Here is a 15502-nt window from a genome sequence, read left to right as displayed (position 1 = left end):
GATGCAGGCTTTCATTGTCGACTATATCCGCACCCCGATCGGCCGCTATGGCGGCGTGCTGTCTTCGGTGCGCACCGACGATCTGGCCTCCCTTCCCATCCGCGCCCTCATCGAGCGGCACAAGAACATCGATGCGGACGCCTATGACGAAGTGATCCTGGGCTGCGCCAATCAGGCGGGCGAGGACAACCGCAATGTGGCGCGCATGGCCTCCTTGCTGGCGGGCCTGCCCGACACCGTGCCCGGGCTGACCGTCAACCGGCTCTGCGCGTCGGGGCTCGATGCGGTCATCGCCGCCGCGCGCCAGGTCAAATCGGGCGAAGCCGATCTCGTCATTGCCGGCGGCGTCGAATCCATGTCGCGGGCACCCTTCGTGGTGCCCAAGGCCGAGACCGCTTTCGCGCGCGGGACGGAGATTTATGACACGACCATCGGCTGGCGCTTCGTCAATCCATTAATGAAGGCGCAATATGGGATCGATTCCATGCCGGAGACGGCCGAGAATGTCGCTGCCGACTACCAGGTCTCGCGCGCCGACCAGGATGCTTACGCGGCACAAAGCCAGGCCCGCGCGGTCAAGGCACAGGAAAGCGGCCGCTTCGCGCAGGAGATCATCGCCGTATCAGTCCAACAGAAGAAAAGCGAGACCCTGTCGGTCGCCGTCGATGAGCATCCCCGTGCCGGCACGACGGTCGAGAAGCTGGCGAAACTGCCGACCCCTTTCCGCACTGCGGGCACCGTCACGGCCGGCAATTCGTCCGGCGTCAATGACGGCGCCGCCGCCTTGCTGATCGCGTCGGAGACGGCGATTGCGAAATATGGTCTCACACCATGGGCGCGCATCACCGGCGCGGCCAGCGCCGGTGTGGCGCCGCGTATCATGGGCATGGGGCCGGTTCCGGCCGTCACGAAACTGCGTGAGCGGCTCAGTTTGAGGATTTCCGATTTCGACGTGATCGAGCTGAACGAGGCCTTCGCGTCGCAGGTTCTTGCCGTCACCCGCGCGCTCGGCATCGATGCCGGCGATGAGAGCTTCAATCCGAATGGCGGCGCCATCGCGCTCGGCCATCCGCTTGGCGCGTCGGGCGCCCGCATCGCCGGCACCGCCGCGCTCGAGCTCAAGCAGCGCGGCGCGAAACGCGCTCTGGTGACGCTCTGTGTCGGTGTCGGCCAGGGCGTGGCACTGGCGATCGAGAAGGCCTAGACCGCGATGCGTTTCTCCCTCCGCCGCGCGTAGCGCGGGGAGGGAGATTTCGTGCGCGAACTAAACTTATCGTTCTTTAAATCACAATCGGCCCGGTCTTGAGCCGCGTCAGCACTTCGGGTCCCTTGTCCGTCAGCAGCACTGTATTGGACAGGAAGTCGTCGCCTTTGCCGCTGCCCATGAGCCAGGACAGGATGTGGAAGCTCATGCCGGTCGTGATCTCGAGATCGGAATCATGCCTGAGCCCCGTCACCGAATTGCCGCCGGTCCAGGAGGGCGGCTGGCCGATGCCGACGCAATAGCCGCAATGATGACGCCGGTAATGCTTGAGGCCCGCCTCATCGACCACTTGCTGCCAGGCCGCGTAGACGGATCTGGCCGTCGTGCCGGGCCTGATCGCCGCCACAACCGCGTTGAAGGCCTGCCGCACGATCGTGGCGATGTGGCCGTCATCATCGCGAATCTCGCCAATATGGACGAGACGACCAAGCGGCGCATGATAGCGCGACACGCAACCCGACAATTCGAGAAAGACCGGCTCGCCTTTCTTGTAACACCCATCGCCCCAGGTGGCATGCTCTTCGCCCAGCCGATGGCCAGGCCGGATGAACGGCCCGAAGCCCGGCGGATGGCCGCCGGCACGGATCATCTCGGCAACACAGGCGGCGGCGACATCGCTTTCACGCGCGCCATCGGCAATGGCGGCGATCGCCGCTTCCGCCGCCTTGTCGCTGATCGACGCCGCGCGCCGCATCAGCGCTTGCTCTTCACTGCTCTTCACCAGCCGCATGTGATCGACGAGGCCTGATACATCGGACCATCGCGCTTCGACCTGCTCCCGCAGCGATGCGGCGAGGCCGAAGCTCAGGCCCGATGTCCAGAATTCGAGCCCGATCGCCTTGCCGGCGAGCTTCATCTCATCGAGCACCCGCGCCGCCATGTCGGCGGCCGTCTCGCTGTCGGGATGGCCGCGAAACCGCGCCGACGCTACCTGCTTCTCGACCGAGACCCGCTCCATGGCACGGGTGACGAGCACATTCTCTCCCGCTGACGGCACGATGAGAAGATGCGGCGCGAAATAACCCCAATGATCGAGGCCGGTCAGATAGAAGACATTTTCCGGGCTTGCGAAGACCGCCGCATCGAGCTTGCGGCGCTCGAGCTCGGCGCGCACCCGCGCGATGCGCTGCTCGATTTCCCACGCGCTGAAGGGATTGGCATGCATGTCAGTCGATGACGATCAGCTCGCGCGCGGCATCGCACAGGCGCTCGCCGCCTTTGTCCGTCACCACGAAGGATTCGGAAATGGCGACGCCATAGTCTTCCAGCCACATGCCGGACTGGATATGGAAGCACATGCCGGCCTTGAGCTCGGTCTCATCGCCGGGCCTCAGGCTCACGGTCCGCTCGCCCCAGTCGGGCGGATAGGCAAGGCCGATCGAATAGCCGACCCGGCTTTCCTTCTTGAGTCCGTGCCTGCGCAACACCGCCTGCCAGGCGGCTTCGACTTCCGCCGCTTTTTTGCCGGTCCTGGCTGTGGCAAGTCCGGCATCGACGCCTTCGACGACGACCTTGGCGAGATCGGCGATCTTTTGCGGCGGCTTGCCCAGATGCATGGTGCGGGTGAGCGGCGCGTGATAGCGCCGCCGGGCGCCGGCGATCTCGAGCATCACCAGGCCTGATTTCGGCAAAGGCTCGTCCGTCCAGGTGAGATGCGGCGTGCTGGTGCCCTCGCCCACCGGCATCAGGGGACAGATCGCGGCATAGTCGCCGCCAATGCCGTCAACGCCCATCGTCTGGGCATGATAGATATCGGCAATGACGTGATATTGCGGCACGCCGGGCTTCATCTTTTCGACCGCACGGTTGATCGCATGGGTGCAGATGCGGCCCGCTTCGCGCATCAGCGCGATCTCGGCATCCGATTTGACGAGCCTGGCCCAGTTGACGAGATCGCCATTGTTGCGGAACTGGGCATCGGGCAATCCCTGGGTCAGATGCGCATGGCAGCGCGCCGTATAATAATGTGCATCCATCTCGACGCCGATGCGCGCTTGCGCCCAGCCGCGCGCGCGGACGAGCTCGGCGAGCTCGTCATAGGGATGGCCCACCGCATGCTGGATCAGCTTCTCCGAGAAAGGAATGATATTACGGGCCGGAAGATAGGTGGTGAGATGGGCGCTCTTGGCGTCCTGGGCGCGCCCGAACCAGATCGGCGTCTCTTCTTCCAGATGGACGAGCACGCATTGCGGCACATAGAAGGACCAGCCGTCGAAGCCCGACAGCCAGCACATATTGGCCGGGTCCTGGCAGATGATGAGGTCGAAGCCCGCTTTTTCCATGCGGGCTTTGACGTCCGAGAGCCGCTTTGCATATTCGGCGCGCGAGAAAGCTGTTTTGCTCAATTTCCGCCTCTATCCCTGATTTCCGGCCATAATGTGCACAACAAAGGGCTATAGCGACCTTTGCAAGCCGAGTTTTGTTTATTTTGCGCGATATTACATCTTCCCTTGCAGCATGTCCAGATAAGATGTATACAACAAGACGCGCCCGGCAAGAATGAGCCGAAGCTCATCACCAGTCACCGGGGCTGAAATCGCTCATGTTTCAGGGAGAAACGCATGTCCAGGACGATCATCACCCGCCGCCATCTGCTGCAAGGGACCGCCGGCCTCACGCTCGCGGTTTCGAGCCTTGCGCTGGCTCCTTCCGCCTTGGCCGAAACCACGCTCGAGCGCGCCAAGGCGCAGGGCTTCATCCGCATCGGCTTCGCCAATGAAGCGCCTTTCGGCTTTGCGACGCCCGACGGCAAGCTGACCGGCGAGGCGCCCGAAGTCGCCAAGGCGGTGCTCGCCAAGATGGGCATCGCCCAGGTCGATGGCGTGCTCACCGAATTCGGCTCGCTCATTCCGGGCCTCAAGGCCGGCCGCTTCGACATCATTGCCGCCGGCATGTTCATCAATCCCAAGCGCTGCAACGAGATCGCCTTCTCGGAACCCTCCTACGGCATCGGCCAGGCCATGCTGGTGAGGAAGGGCAATCCCAAGGCCATCAAGGACTATTCGACTTTCAAGGACAATAGCGCGCTCAAGCTCGCCGTCATGGCCGGCGCCGTCGAAGTCGGCTACGCCAAGGATGCCGGCGTCGCCCAGGATCAATTGGTGATCCTGCCCGACCAATCGAGCCTCGTCGCCGCCGTCCAGTCCGATCGCGCCGATGGCGCAGCGCTCACCGCGCTGTCGATCGCCGACATGGCCAAGAAGGGTGAAGGGGTGGAATCGACGACGCCCTTCGGTGAGGTCGCCGGCAAATCGGTGAAGGGCCATGGCGGCTTCGGCTTCCGCAAGGAGGACACCGACCTCTATGAAGCCTTCAACAAGGAGCTGAAGGCGTTCCTCGGCACGCCGGAACATCTCGCCCTCGTCACGCCTTTGGGCTTCGGCAAGGATTATCTGCCGAACAAGACGATGGAACAGCTTTGCAAGGGCGAATGATCTCTCATGCAAAGGGTGAGGTGATGCATTCATTCCCCTCACCCTGAGGTGCGAGCGCAGCGAGCCTCGAAGGGTATGTTGCAATAGTCTCGCTTTATCCTGACGGGCGCTTCGAGGCCCGGCTGCGCCGGGCACCTCAGCGTGAGGGACTTCGAGAATGAAAGGGCACGCGCATGGGCATTCGCACGCTCATCGTCATGCTGGTGGCGTCCATATTGCTGATCGCCTTTCTGGCGCTGAAGCCGGCCTATAGTCTCTTCCTGCCGGGATTGCTGGAGGGCGCCCTGCTCACCGCCAAGATCACGGTGCTGGGCTGCCTCCTCGCCGTCGCCATGGGCGTGCTCGCGGCCCTCGGCAAGCTCTACGGCCCCGCACCCATACGCTGGCTCGCCAATCTCTATATCGAGATCTTTCGCGGCACCTCGGCGCTGGTGCAGTTGTTCTGGCTCTTTTTCGTGCTGCCGCAATTCGGCATCAGTCTCGAGCCCTTCACGGTCGCGGTGCTGGGCCTCGGCCTCAATGTCGGCGCCTATGGGGCCGAATGCGTGCGCGGCGCCGTCACCTCGGTGGCGCGCGGCCAGTGGGAAGCGGCGACCGCTCTCAACATGACGCGCGCCCAGATGCTGCGCCGGATCATCCTGCCGCAGGCCTTCATCGCCATGATCCCGCCCTGGGGCAATCTCTTCATCGAGCTCCTGAAGTCGACGGCGCTCGTCTCCCTCATCACCTTGTCCGACCTCGCCTTCAAGGCGCAGCAGATGAACCAGACGACGATGAAGACCATACCGATCTTCACCCTTGTCCTCCTCATCTATCTTGCCATGTCGCTCGTGATCACCATCGGCATGCGCTATCTCGAGGGCCGCATGTCGAAGGGCCTGGCGCGCGGGAGGACGGTGTGATGTGGGACTGGGCCTTCACCCTCGAAATCCTGCCGACCCTCGCCAAGGCGGCCGTCATCTCGATCGAGGCGACGCTGATCGGCTTCGTGCTCGCGGCCGTCCTCGGCCTCGTGCTCGCCCTTGTGCGCATCGCCATTCCCTGGACCGCCTGGCCGATCTCGGTCCTGGTCGAGCTCATCCGCTCGACGCCGTTGTTGATCCAGATATTCTTCCTCTATTTCGTCTTCCCATCCTTCGGCGTGACGCTCGATGCCTTTACCGCCGGCGTCCTGGCGCTCGGCATCCACTATGCCGCCTATTGCTCGGAGGTCTATCGCGCAGGTTTCGACAATATCCATCGCGGCCAATGGGAGGCCTCGACCGCGCTCAATTTGAGCGCCTGGACGACCTTCAAGGATATCATCATCCCGCAAGCCATCCCGCCCATTGTCCCGGCGCTCGGCAACTATCTCGTCGCTCTGTTCAAGGAGACGCCGCTCCTCTCCGCCATCGCCGTGCTCGAGCTGATGCAGACCGCCAAGATCATCGGCTCGGAGACCTTCCGCTATACCGAGCCGATAACCCTGGTCGGCATCTTCTTCCTCATCATGAGTCTCGTTTCCGCCGCCTTCATCCGTGCCGCCGAACGCCTGCTCAACCGGAGACCCGCGCGATGACCGACAAACCGATGGTGCGTTTCGACAAGGTCTCGAAGCGCTATGGCCCGCTGACGGTGCTCGATTCGCTCGAGCTCGACATCCATCGTGGTGAGAAGGTCGCCATCATCGGCCCGTCCGGCTCCGGCAAGACCACGGTCCTGCGCATGCTGATGACCCTCGAGACGATCGATGACGGGGTCATCTGGGTCGAAGGCGAGCCCTTGACCCATATGGAGCGCAACGGCCGGCTGGTGCCTGCCGACCAGGCCCATATCCGCAAGATCCGCAGCCAGATCGGCATGGTCTTCCAGTCCTTCAACCTCTTCCCGCATATGACCGCCATGGCCAATTGCATCGAGGCGCCGATGACGGTGCTGGGCATGAAAAAGGCGGAAGCGGAAGCGCGCGCCGCCGAGCTCCTGGAGATGGTGGGCCTTGGCCAGAAGAAGGCCCACTATCCCTCCCAGCTCTCCGGCGGCCAGCAGCAGCGCGTCGCCATTGCGCGGGCCCTTGCCATGCGCCCGAAAATCATGCTGTTTGACGAGGTGACGTCGGCTCTCGACCCGGAGCTCGTCGGCGAGGTGCTTCAGGTGATCCGCAGGCTCGGCAGCGAACATGATCTGACCATGCTCATGGTCACCCACCAGATGGGCTTCGCCAAGGAATTTGCCGACCGAATCTGCTTCTTCTATCAAGGCAAGATCTGCGAGCAGGGCCCGCCCAAAGAATTCTTCGGAAATCCGAAGAACGAGCGGACCAGGCAGTTCCTGCACGCCGTCCTGGAGGCCGGATGAGCTTTGCCGCCGATAATGACGACAGACCGCTGACGCTGGCGCGCGAGCGTTTCGAGCGCATCTATAACACCATCCGCGACCGCATCTGCCTCATCGAATATGAGCCGGGGGCCAGGCTTGCCGAGGAGGAGCTGGCGCGCGAATTCGGCGTCTCGCGCACGCCTTTGCGCCGCGTGCTGGCGCGCCTCGAAGGCGAGGGCCTGCTGGAGAGCCGGCATGGCGTCGGCACTTTCGTCATCGATGTCGATCTCGACGCGCTGCTGCCCGTCTACCGCCTGCGCATGGAGCTTGCCGCCCTCATGGGCAAGCTCGATCCCTTGCCGCGCTCGACCGAGGATCTGGCCCGCGTCCGCGCCTTGCTCGGCCGCTGCGATGAGCTCATCAAGGTGCCCGAACCCAAGGCCTATGCCCGCCTCAATATGGATTTCTTCCATGAGCTGGCGGCCATGATCGGCAACGCGCCCTTGCGCGAGATTTCCGAGCGCCTCTATTTCCTCACCAATCGCGTCTGGCTCAGGGCCGCCCCGCATCTCGATCTGTCCGATGAGGTCTCGGTCTTCCGCCGCGAGGTGGCCGATATCCTGGCCGCCATGGAGCTCGGCGACTGGGAAAGCGTCGGCTATATCCGCCGCAGCCACATCTCCATGTGGGTCAGGCGCATGCAGCAATATCGAAAGACCTGAAATGAAGCCGAGCCCGATCAGCGCGACCGTCGATTTCGACAAGGACGGCGTCCAGCACGGATTTCTCCGCCTGCCTTACAGCCGCGACGATTCGGCCTGGGGCTCGGTGATGATCCCGATCACGGTGGCGAGGAACGGCAAGGGTCCGACGGCGCTCCTCACCGGCGCCAATCACGGCGATGAATATGAAGGCCCGGTGGCGCTCATGGACCTCGCTTACCGGATCGACCCGGCGAAGCTCTCGGGCCGCGTCATCATCGTGCCGGCCATGAACTACCCGGCCTTTCGCGCCGCGACGCGCACCTCGCCGATCGATCGCGGCAATATGAACCGCTCCTTCCCCGGCCGGCCCGACGGCACGGTGACCGAGAAGATCGCCGATTATTTCGAGCGCATCCTGGCGCCCATGGCCGATCTCGTGGTCGATATCCATGCCGGCGGCAAGACGCTCGATTTCCTGCCCTTCGCCTGCATCCATCATCTGCCCGATAAGGCCTTGGAGAAGCGCTGCCGCGCCGCCTTGCGGGCTTTTTCGGCGCCCTATTCCGTGATGCTGCTCGAGATCGACAGCGTCGGCATGTTCGACAATTCGGTCGAGGCGCAAGGCAGGATCTTCCTGTCGACCGAGCTTGGCGGCGGCGGCTCGTCCTCGGCGAGATCCAATGCCATCGCCAAGCGTGGCTTGAGCAATGTGCTCATCCACGCCGGCATCCTGAAGGGTGAGGTCGAGACCTCGCTCTCGATCATGCTCGACATGCCGGATGGCGACTGCTTCACTTTCAGCGAGCATGACGGCCTCTTCGAGATCTGCGCCGATCTGGGCGCCGAGGTGAAGCAGGGCGATCTCCTTGCCAAAATATGGCCCGTCGATCGCACCGGCGTGGCGCCTGTCGATTATCACGCGAAACGGGACGGCATCCTCACCGCGCGCCACTTCCCCGGCCTCATCAAAAGCGGCGACTGCATGCTGGTGATCGCGGTCAGGGAGGGATAGATTTCGCTTCGATTCCATCTTTATCGGAAAGCGACATCGAATGACTCAAGATCCCCTCGCGAAGCTTCCCCTGGGCAGCACCGGCATCTCCGTCAGCAGGCTCTGCTTTGGTCTGGCGCCCCTTGGCGGCATGCCCGACACTTACGGCCATGACGTTGCGGTTGAGCAGGCGCGCGCCACGGTGCGCGCCATTTTCGATGGCCCGGTGAATTTCATCGACACCTCGCGCAATTATGGCTTCGGCCGCAGCGAAGAGCGGATTGGCGACGTGATCCGCGAACGGGGCGGACTGCCGCCGGGCTTCGTCATCTCCACCAAGCTTGATCGCGACATGGAGACCGGCCGCTTCGACGGCGCCCGTGCCCGCCGATCGCTGGAAGAAAGCCTGAAGGCCCTGAATGTGGGGAAGATCCAGCTTCTTCATGTGCATGACCCCGAACACGCCGCGAGCCTCTCCGAGGTGACCGGGCCAAAAGGGGCACTGGCCGAGCTCTTCCGCATGAAGGAGGAAGGGCTGGCCGAGACGGTCGGCCTCGCCGCCGGGCGCGTCGACATCATGATGCCGCTGCTGCGCGACTGGGATTTCGACGCCCTCATCACCCATAACCGCTTCACCCTTGCCAACCGCAATGCCGAAGAGATGATCGCTTTTGCCGGGGAGAAGGGAATCGCCGTTCTCAATGCCGCCCCTTATGCGGGCGGCGTCCTCGCCAAGGGCTCGGCATCGCATGCGCGCTATGTCTATCAGGAAGCGTCACCTCAGATGCTCGAGCCGATTGCCAGGATCGAGCAGGTCTGTGCCCGGCATGGCATCCCGCCCGGCGCCGCGGCCCTGCAGTTTTCGCTGCGTGATGATCGCATCGCCTCGACGATCTGCGGCATCAGCCGGCCCGAACGGATAGCGCAGACGCTCGACTGGGCGAATTTTCCGATCCCCCAAGCCGCCTGGAACGAGCTGATGGCCCTTCCCTTTGCGAGTGACGATCCGGAAGCAAGCCGGGTTTACAAGCCGGGGTAGTCCTAACTGTCACCCGACACATTCCCCTCCCCCCTGCGGGCAGGGCAATCGCATATGAAAATTCTTGAACCAGGCAGGCTGTCTCCAATTTTCCCCCTCGCCCGTTGCGAAGCAATGGGAGAGGGTGCCCGAGAGGGCGGGTGAGGGCTCTTTGCCTACAACAAGAACAGCTTTTGAAGGTTTCGCGGGTTTCGAGAAAGAGCCCTCATCCGGCCTGTCGGCCACCTTCTCCCATGCTGCGCACGGGAGAAGGGGAACTGGAGGGAGTAATTTCTCCTTTCCAAGAGCCTCGCAAAATTCCATATGCGATAGCCCTCCCCGCAAGGGGGAGGGTTAAGTCAGATGACATCCCGCCTTTCGCAGCCCCTCCAGATATTCATCCACAATCTGCCGATAGCGCACCGGGCCGAAGCTCGGGAAATGGCCGCCATGCACGACACTCACCCCAAGCGGACGCAAGCGCTCGAAGGTCGCCCGGTAGTCGCCACGGTCGGAATGATAGGCATCATCGATCAATGGTCCGTCATAGACGATGTCGCCCGACAGGAAGATGCCGGTCCTCTTCTCGAACAACCCGATCCCGCCCGGCGAATGGCCGGGCGTGTGCACCACTTCGAAGGCACGATCGCCGAGATCGATGATCTCGCCATCCTGAAGCAGTCGCTCCGCCGGCGCCGGCTCGATGCGGTAGCGCTCGCTCTGCCAGCCCTTAGGCATGCGGTCGAACATCTCATCCGTCGCATATTTGTCGGCAAGGGTCAGCTCGTTGCGCGGATCGGCCAGGATCGCCGCCTCCGCCGCATGAACGGCACGATGGGCGAACTCATGATGGCAGCCGATATGATCGAAATGCGTGTGGCTCGCCACCGCGATGAGCGGGCGTTCCGTCACCAGCCGCACATGCCGGCTGAGGCTCACATGGCCGAGGCCTGAATCAAACAGGAGATCGCGGTCGCGTCCGCGCACATGCCACATATTGCAGCGGAAGAAGGGCTTGATCCACGGCTCCTGGATGAGCGTGACGTCATCCGCCATGCGGATCGTCTCATACCAGTCCTGCGGCGCGACGCGCTCCCGGCTCATCGCGTCAGGACCAGCACATGCCTGGGGTCGCAGGCGAAATTCATGCTTTCGCCAGCTTGCACGGCGGCATCGGCGGGCAATCGCGCCAGCAAGGTCAATGCCGGATCCTTCGCAAGCGCGGCCGTGACCCGCTTGAAGCTGCCCTGGAAGACGACATCGCGGACCGTTGCCTGGCCAAAGGACAGCGGCGCATTGCCGGTGACGACATGCTCGGGCCGTATCGCCAAGGCGATCTCGGAACCGGCTTTGGCGGATGTCGCCAGAGCCCATTCCCCGAAGGGCGTTGCGATCCGGTCGGCCGCGCCGACCTTGCCCGCGAAGATGGTGCTCTCGCCCATGAAGGTGGCGCTAAAGCGGCTGGCCGGCCGCGAATAGACGCGTTCCGCCGGGCCCTCATCCTCGATGCGGCCGTGATTCATGACGACGCAGTGATCGGCGAGCGCCATCGCCTCTTCCTGGTCATGCGTCACATGGACGAAGGCGGTGCCGACCCGTTTCTGGATCGCCTTGAGCTCTTCCTGCATCTGCCGCCTGAGCTTGAGGTCGAGCGCGCCGAGCGGCTCATCGAGCAGCAGCACCGACGGCTCGACGACCAGCGCCCGGGCGAGCGCCACGCGCTGGCGCTGGCCGCCCGACAGCTGATGCGGTTTCTTGCCGAAGGCTTCCGGCAGGCCGACCAGCTTCAGCACCTCTTGCGCGCGCCGGTCGCGCTCCGCTCCGGCGACGCCGCGCATGCGCAGGCCGAAGCCGACATTGGCGCCGACCGTCATATGGGGAAACAGCGCATAATCCTGGAACACCGTCGTGGTCGGCCGCTTCGCCGGCGCCAGGCTGGTGCAGTCCTTGCCTTCGATCAGCACCTGCCCCGCGCTCGGCACCAGGAAGCCGCCCAGGATCGACAGCAAGGTCGTCTTGCCGGAGCCCGAGGGGCCGAGCAGGATCGTATAGCTCTTGGGCGCGATATCGAGCGAGACGTCATCGAGCGCACGCATGCTGCCGAAATGCTGCGAGACATTTTTGACCTGGACCAGCGGGTTCATCTGCGTTGCTTCCGGAAAAGGGTGAGTTCGAAGAGAAGGACGAAGACGATCGAGACCAGGAAGACCAGTGATCCCACCGCATTGGTCTTGGGATTGAGGCCGGAGCGCAGGAGATTCCAGATCTCGACCGGCAAGGTGGTCTCGAAGCGGGTGAGCAGGAAGGAAATGACGAACTCGTCCCAGGAGAAGGTCATCGACAGGAAGAAGCTCGCAAACAGTGCCGGCCACAGCATCGGCGCGGTGACGAGAGTGAGCACCTGCCACTCCCTGGCGCCCAGATCGCGCGCCGCGCGCTCGATATTGGCCTGGTGCTCGCCCATCTGGCTGTAGAGAATGGCGAAGCACAAGGGCAGGTTGATCACCACATGACCGATGCCGGCCGAAAGCAATGATTTGGGAATGCCGATCGCATTGAAGAGCACCAGCAAGCCCATGCCGATGATGAGATAGCTGACCGTCAGCGGCAGGGTGATGAGGCCGCGCAGCACAGCCGAGGCCGGGATGTAAAAGCGCGCAAAGCCCCAGGCGGACAGGAAGCCGAGCAGCGTCGCCAGCGCCGAGGAGATGACGGCGACGATGAGCGAATTGCCGAGCGCCGAGGTGAGCCGGCTGTCGGCAAGCACCGTCTCATACCAGCGCAAGGACGGGCCGGTGAAAGGCGGGATCGGAAAGGACGTCGCCTGGAAGGAGAACAGGACGAGCGTCACCACCGGCAGGAAGATGAAGCCATAGATGAGGATGGCATAGATGATCGTGGCGAGCCGGATTGTGCCGCGCATGGATCAGGCCCGCTCGATCTTGAGCCAGCGGGCTGAGGCGAGATAGGCGACCGTCACCACCGCCATGAGCAGGATGGAGAGTGCGGAAGCGAGCGGGAAATCGCCGCGCCGGCCGATCTGCAGCATGATGAGCTGCGGCATTAAGAGCTCGTTGTTGCCGCCCAGGATCTGCGGCGTGATGTAGTCGCCGATCGCCAGCACGAAGGTGAGGAAGGCGCCGACCATGATGCCGGGAAAGGTGAGCGGCAGGACGACATGCAGGAAGGTCCTGACCGGCCCGGCGCCCAGATCGGCGGCGGCCTTCCGGTAGCTCGGGCTCAGCTGCTTCAGATTGGCGAAGATGGTGAGCGTCAGCAGCATGACGAAGAAATGCACGAAGCCCGTGACCGTGGTGAAGCGCGTATTGGCGAGCTGGATGGGCTCGGCGATCAGTCCCAGTTGCACCAGCGTGTTGTTGACGACGCCCTTCTCGGCCAGCACCAGGAGCCAGCTATAGGAGCGCACCACATAGGAGGTCCAGAAGGGCAGCACCGCCAGGATCAGCGCCAGCCGCTGCCAGCGCTCGGGGATCTGCTCGGCAAGGATCCAGGCGAAGGGATAGGCTAGCAGGATCGAGACGACCGTCACGATCAAGGTGACTTCGAGCGAATTGACCAGCGCCTGAGTGTAGCTCGGATTGGCGAAAAACTGCTGGTAATTGGCGAAAGTGAGGCCGCCGCCGCCATCATGGCTGGTGAGGCTCACCACCGCCATGGCGATGAAGGGTGCGGCAAAGAAAGCGAGTGTCCACAACAAAGCCGGGCCTGTAACTAGCCAGGGCAGTGCGCGACTGGTACTGGAGCTCTGCGTCATTGCAGGAGTCTATCGAACCTCCCTCCGCCGCGCATAGCGCGGGGAGGGTGGCGCGGAGCGCCGGGTGGGGTCTCTCGGCAAGGAGGTGTTCAACGATTGGTCTGAACGCTTGCAAGAACTCTGCATGAGAGACTTCCCTTGCTGAGACACCCCACCCGTCGCGCGTTCCGCGCGCCACCCTCCCCGCGCTATGCGCGGCGGAGGAAGGATGCTGCGATGATCGATCCTACTGCGCCTGCAGCATCTCGGTCCACACATCCTGCATCTGCTTGTCGAGCTTCTCATCGGGCGCGGGATAGAGCTGCGCCCGCGCCAGGAAGTCCGGCTGGTCGTCATAGCGCAGCACTTTCTTCTGCTCGTCGGTGAGCGCCGCCTTCTGGTTGGCCGGCATGCCCCAATAGCAGGAAGATGTCGCAAGCCGCGCCTGGCCTTCCGGGCTCAGCACATATTGAATGAATTTGAGCGCGGCATCCTTCTTCTGGCTGGCCGACAGCATGGCGAGCGACTGCGACCACAGGATGCCGCCTTCCTTCGGAATAGAGAAATCGAGCGCCGGATTCTCCTTGGCGAGCCCGGCGGTCACCCATTCGCCGCCGCCCACCAATATGTCGACTTCCCCGGTCGCCAGCGCCGTCTGGCTGGCGGTGACCTCACCGACGAGCTTGGCATTCGCCTTCATCTTGAGGAGCACCTCCTTGATGGCGGGCAGGTCCGCCTCGGTGAGCTCCGCCGTTTTCTTGCCGGCGGCCAGGGCCGCCATGCCGATCACCGGCAGGTAGTAGTCATAGATCGCGATGCGGCCTTTATATTTGTCGCCCACCAGCGACTGCAGGCTCTGCATGTCGGCGGGATCGACCTTGGTGTTATTGAAGCCGATCGTGTTGTAGCCGAATTTCTCGGTGATGCCGTAGCGCTTGCCGTCGATCTTGGTGAAGGCGTCGAGCGTCACTTCCTTATAGAGATCGCCGAAGGGCAATTTGTCCTCAGGCAGCGGCTCGAACAGCTTCTTGTCGACGCCGCGGCGCACATCGACGGAATCGATCACCATGACGTCCCATTCGCCGGGCTGCGACTGGTCGAGAATGGCGAGGCCCGCGCCCGTACCTTCGAATTCCTTCACATTCACCTTGATGCCGGTCGCATCCTCGAAGGGTTTCAGGAAATTGGGATCGGAATGATCGCACCACACCAACGCGTTGATGTCCTCGGCGAAGGCCGGCGACAGCGCCAGGCCGATAAGCGCGGTTGCCGAAAGAGCGAGCTTCCTGAGAGCTCCTGATAGAGATTTCATGGCCGTAGCCTCCCTGGTTTTTATGTTCTGAGAAGAAAATTGAACCATTTCTAAAGTTGAGTCAATTCTAAAAATCTGGCAGAATGCCCAAATGACAGGCTTGAGAGCACGCCAGAAGGCCGACCGGCACCAGCGCATTTTGCAGGCCGCCTCCGAGCTTTTCCGCTTATCGGGTTATGAGGGCGCCAAGATCGAGGCCATCGCCGCCATGGCCGAGGTCTCGATCGGCACGATCTATAATTACTACCAGAACAAGGGCGATCTCCTGGTCGCCATCGTCGCCATGGAAGTGAACGAAGTGCTGAATGCCGGCAGGAAGGTCATCGACAATCCCCCTGGCAATGTGGAGAAGGCGGTCGACAAGCTCGTCATCAGCTATATCGAGCATTCCCTCGTCTATCTGAGCAAGGAGATGTGGCGCCAGGCCATGGCGATCTCGACCCAGCAGCCGGAAAGCCCCTCCGGCAGGACCTATTCCGACCTCGACCGCGCTTTGACGGACCAGACCTGCGCGCTGCTCACGCGGCTGCAGGGTCTGGGCCTGGTTCGCGCCGATATCGATGCACGAAGCGTCGGCGAGATGATCTTCAACAACACGAATATGATGTTCAGCATCTTCGTGAAGGACGAAGCCATGACCATCGCCGAGCTGCGTTCCGCGATCCGGCGCCAGAACAAGCTGCTGCTGGAAGCGGCTGCGAATTCGGCCAACTAATATTCCCCTCCCCGC

The 15502-nt window shown here is 62.9% G+C and carries 16 protein-coding genes; 9 read left to right on the top strand and 7 right to left on the bottom strand.

Annotation, left to right across the window (positions count from 1 at the left end):
* Position 1: 1 nt before the first annotated feature.
* Positions 2 to 1204 carry a 3-oxoadipyl-CoA thiolase gene (gene pcaF / locus DT068_RS00330; protein ID WP_119387781.1) on the top strand — a complete coding sequence of 401 codons (1203 nt, stop codon included), beginning with the start codon at positions 2 to 4 and terminating at the stop codon, positions 1202 to 1204.
* A 76-nt stretch (positions 1205 to 1280) separates the two neighbouring features.
* Here the strand turns inward: pcaF and DT068_RS00325 are convergent, their stop codons facing one another.
* Together DT068_RS00325 and DT068_RS00320 are read right to left on the bottom strand one after the other, a co-directional pair.
* Complete coding sequence (locus DT068_RS00325; protein WP_119387780.1) at positions 1281 to 2429, bottom strand: M24 family metallopeptidase; 1149 nt, start codon at positions 2427 to 2429, stop codon at positions 1281 to 1283.
* A 1-nt stretch (position 2430) separates the two neighbouring features.
* Complete coding sequence (locus tag DT068_RS00320; protein ID WP_119387779.1) at positions 2431 to 3609, bottom strand: M24 family metallopeptidase; 1179 nt, start codon at positions 3607 to 3609, stop codon at positions 2431 to 2433.
* A 216-nt stretch (positions 3610 to 3825) separates the two neighbouring features.
* Between DT068_RS00320 and ehuB the strand changes: the two genes are divergently transcribed.
* From ehuB to DT068_RS00285, 7 genes are all read left to right on the top strand, one after another.
* A complete protein-coding gene (gene ehuB, locus DT068_RS00315) occupies positions 3826 to 4698 on the top strand; it encodes an ectoine/hydroxyectoine ABC transporter substrate-binding protein EhuB (protein WP_119387778.1) in 873 nt (290 codons plus the stop codon).
* 173 nt (positions 4699 to 4871) lie between these two features.
* The gene (ehuC, locus tag DT068_RS00310; RefSeq protein WP_119387777.1) at positions 4872 to 5600 is read left to right on the top strand and encodes an ectoine/hydroxyectoine ABC transporter permease subunit EhuC; all 729 of its coding nucleotides are present in this window, start codon (positions 4872 to 4874) and stop codon (positions 5598 to 5600) included.
* Positions 5597 to 6256, top strand: coding sequence for an ectoine/hydroxyectoine ABC transporter permease subunit EhuD (ehuD, locus tag DT068_RS00305; protein WP_119387776.1), 660 nt, complete (start codon positions 5597 to 5599; stop codon positions 6254 to 6256). Before ehuC ends, ehuD begins: the two co-directional genes overlap by 4 nt.
* Positions 6253 to 7032, top strand: a complete 780-nt coding sequence (gene ehuA / locus DT068_RS00300; protein WP_119387775.1) for an ectoine/hydroxyectoine ABC transporter ATP-binding protein EhuA — start codon at positions 6253 to 6255, stop codon at positions 7030 to 7032. The genes ehuD and ehuA overlap by 4 nt, the downstream gene beginning before the upstream one ends.
* Entirely contained in the window at positions 7029 to 7715 is a 687-nt protein-coding gene (locus DT068_RS00295) for a GntR family transcriptional regulator (RefSeq protein WP_119387774.1), read from the top strand. Before ehuA ends, DT068_RS00295 begins: the two co-directional genes overlap by 4 nt.
* Complete coding sequence (gene doeB, locus DT068_RS00290; RefSeq protein WP_438816405.1) at positions 7702 to 8709, top strand: N(2)-acetyl-L-2,4-diaminobutanoate deacetylase DoeB; 1008 nt, start codon at positions 7702 to 7704, stop codon at positions 8707 to 8709. Before DT068_RS00295 ends, doeB begins: the two co-directional genes overlap by 14 nt.
* A 40-nt stretch (positions 8710 to 8749) precedes the next feature.
* The gene (locus tag DT068_RS00285) at positions 8750 to 9727 is read left to right on the top strand and encodes an aldo/keto reductase (protein WP_119387772.1); all 978 of its coding nucleotides are present in this window, start codon (positions 8750 to 8752) and stop codon (positions 9725 to 9727) included.
* 333 nt (positions 9728 to 10060) lie between these two features.
* Here DT068_RS00285 and DT068_RS00280 read toward each other — a convergent pair whose 3' ends face one another.
* The 5 genes from DT068_RS00280 to DT068_RS00260 form a co-directional block, all read right to left on the bottom strand.
* Positions 10061 to 10810 (bottom strand): MBL fold metallo-hydrolase, encoded by a 750-nt coding sequence (locus tag DT068_RS00280; protein ID WP_119387771.1) that lies wholly within the window; start codon positions 10808 to 10810, stop codon positions 10061 to 10063.
* Positions 10807 to 11850, bottom strand: coding sequence for an ABC transporter ATP-binding protein (locus DT068_RS00275; protein WP_119387770.1), 1044 nt, complete (start codon positions 11848 to 11850; stop codon positions 10807 to 10809). The genes DT068_RS00280 and DT068_RS00275 overlap by 4 nt, the downstream gene beginning before the upstream one ends.
* On the bottom strand, positions 11847 to 12629 hold the full coding sequence (locus DT068_RS00270; RefSeq protein WP_119387769.1) for an ABC transporter permease: 783 nt from the start codon (positions 12627 to 12629) through the stop codon (positions 11847 to 11849). Before DT068_RS00270 ends, DT068_RS00275 begins: the two co-directional genes overlap by 4 nt.
* Before the next feature lie 3 nt (positions 12630 to 12632).
* Positions 12633 to 13481 (bottom strand): ABC transporter permease, encoded by an 849-nt coding sequence (locus tag DT068_RS00265; protein ID WP_119387768.1) that lies wholly within the window; start codon positions 13479 to 13481, stop codon positions 12633 to 12635.
* A gap of 226 nt (positions 13482 to 13707) precedes the next feature.
* A complete protein-coding gene (locus DT068_RS00260) occupies positions 13708 to 14772 on the bottom strand; it encodes a polyamine ABC transporter substrate-binding protein (RefSeq protein WP_119387767.1) in 1065 nt (354 codons plus the stop codon).
* 91 nt (positions 14773 to 14863) lie between these two features.
* On the opposite strand from DT068_RS00260, the gene DT068_RS00255 reads away from it, so the two are divergent.
* Entirely contained in the window at positions 14864 to 15487 is a 624-nt protein-coding gene (locus DT068_RS00255; protein ID WP_119387766.1) for a TetR/AcrR family transcriptional regulator, read from the top strand.
* Positions 15488 to 15502: the final 15 nt, after the last annotated feature.

This window comes from Taklimakanibacter lacteus (assembly GCA_003576695.1).
In the GTDB taxonomy this organism is placed as follows: Bacteria; Pseudomonadota; Alphaproteobacteria; order Rhizobiales; family Aestuariivirgaceae; genus Taklimakanibacter; species Taklimakanibacter lacteus.
Note: the sequence above shows the minus strand (reverse complement) of the source record. Positions and strands in the feature narration are given on the sequence as shown.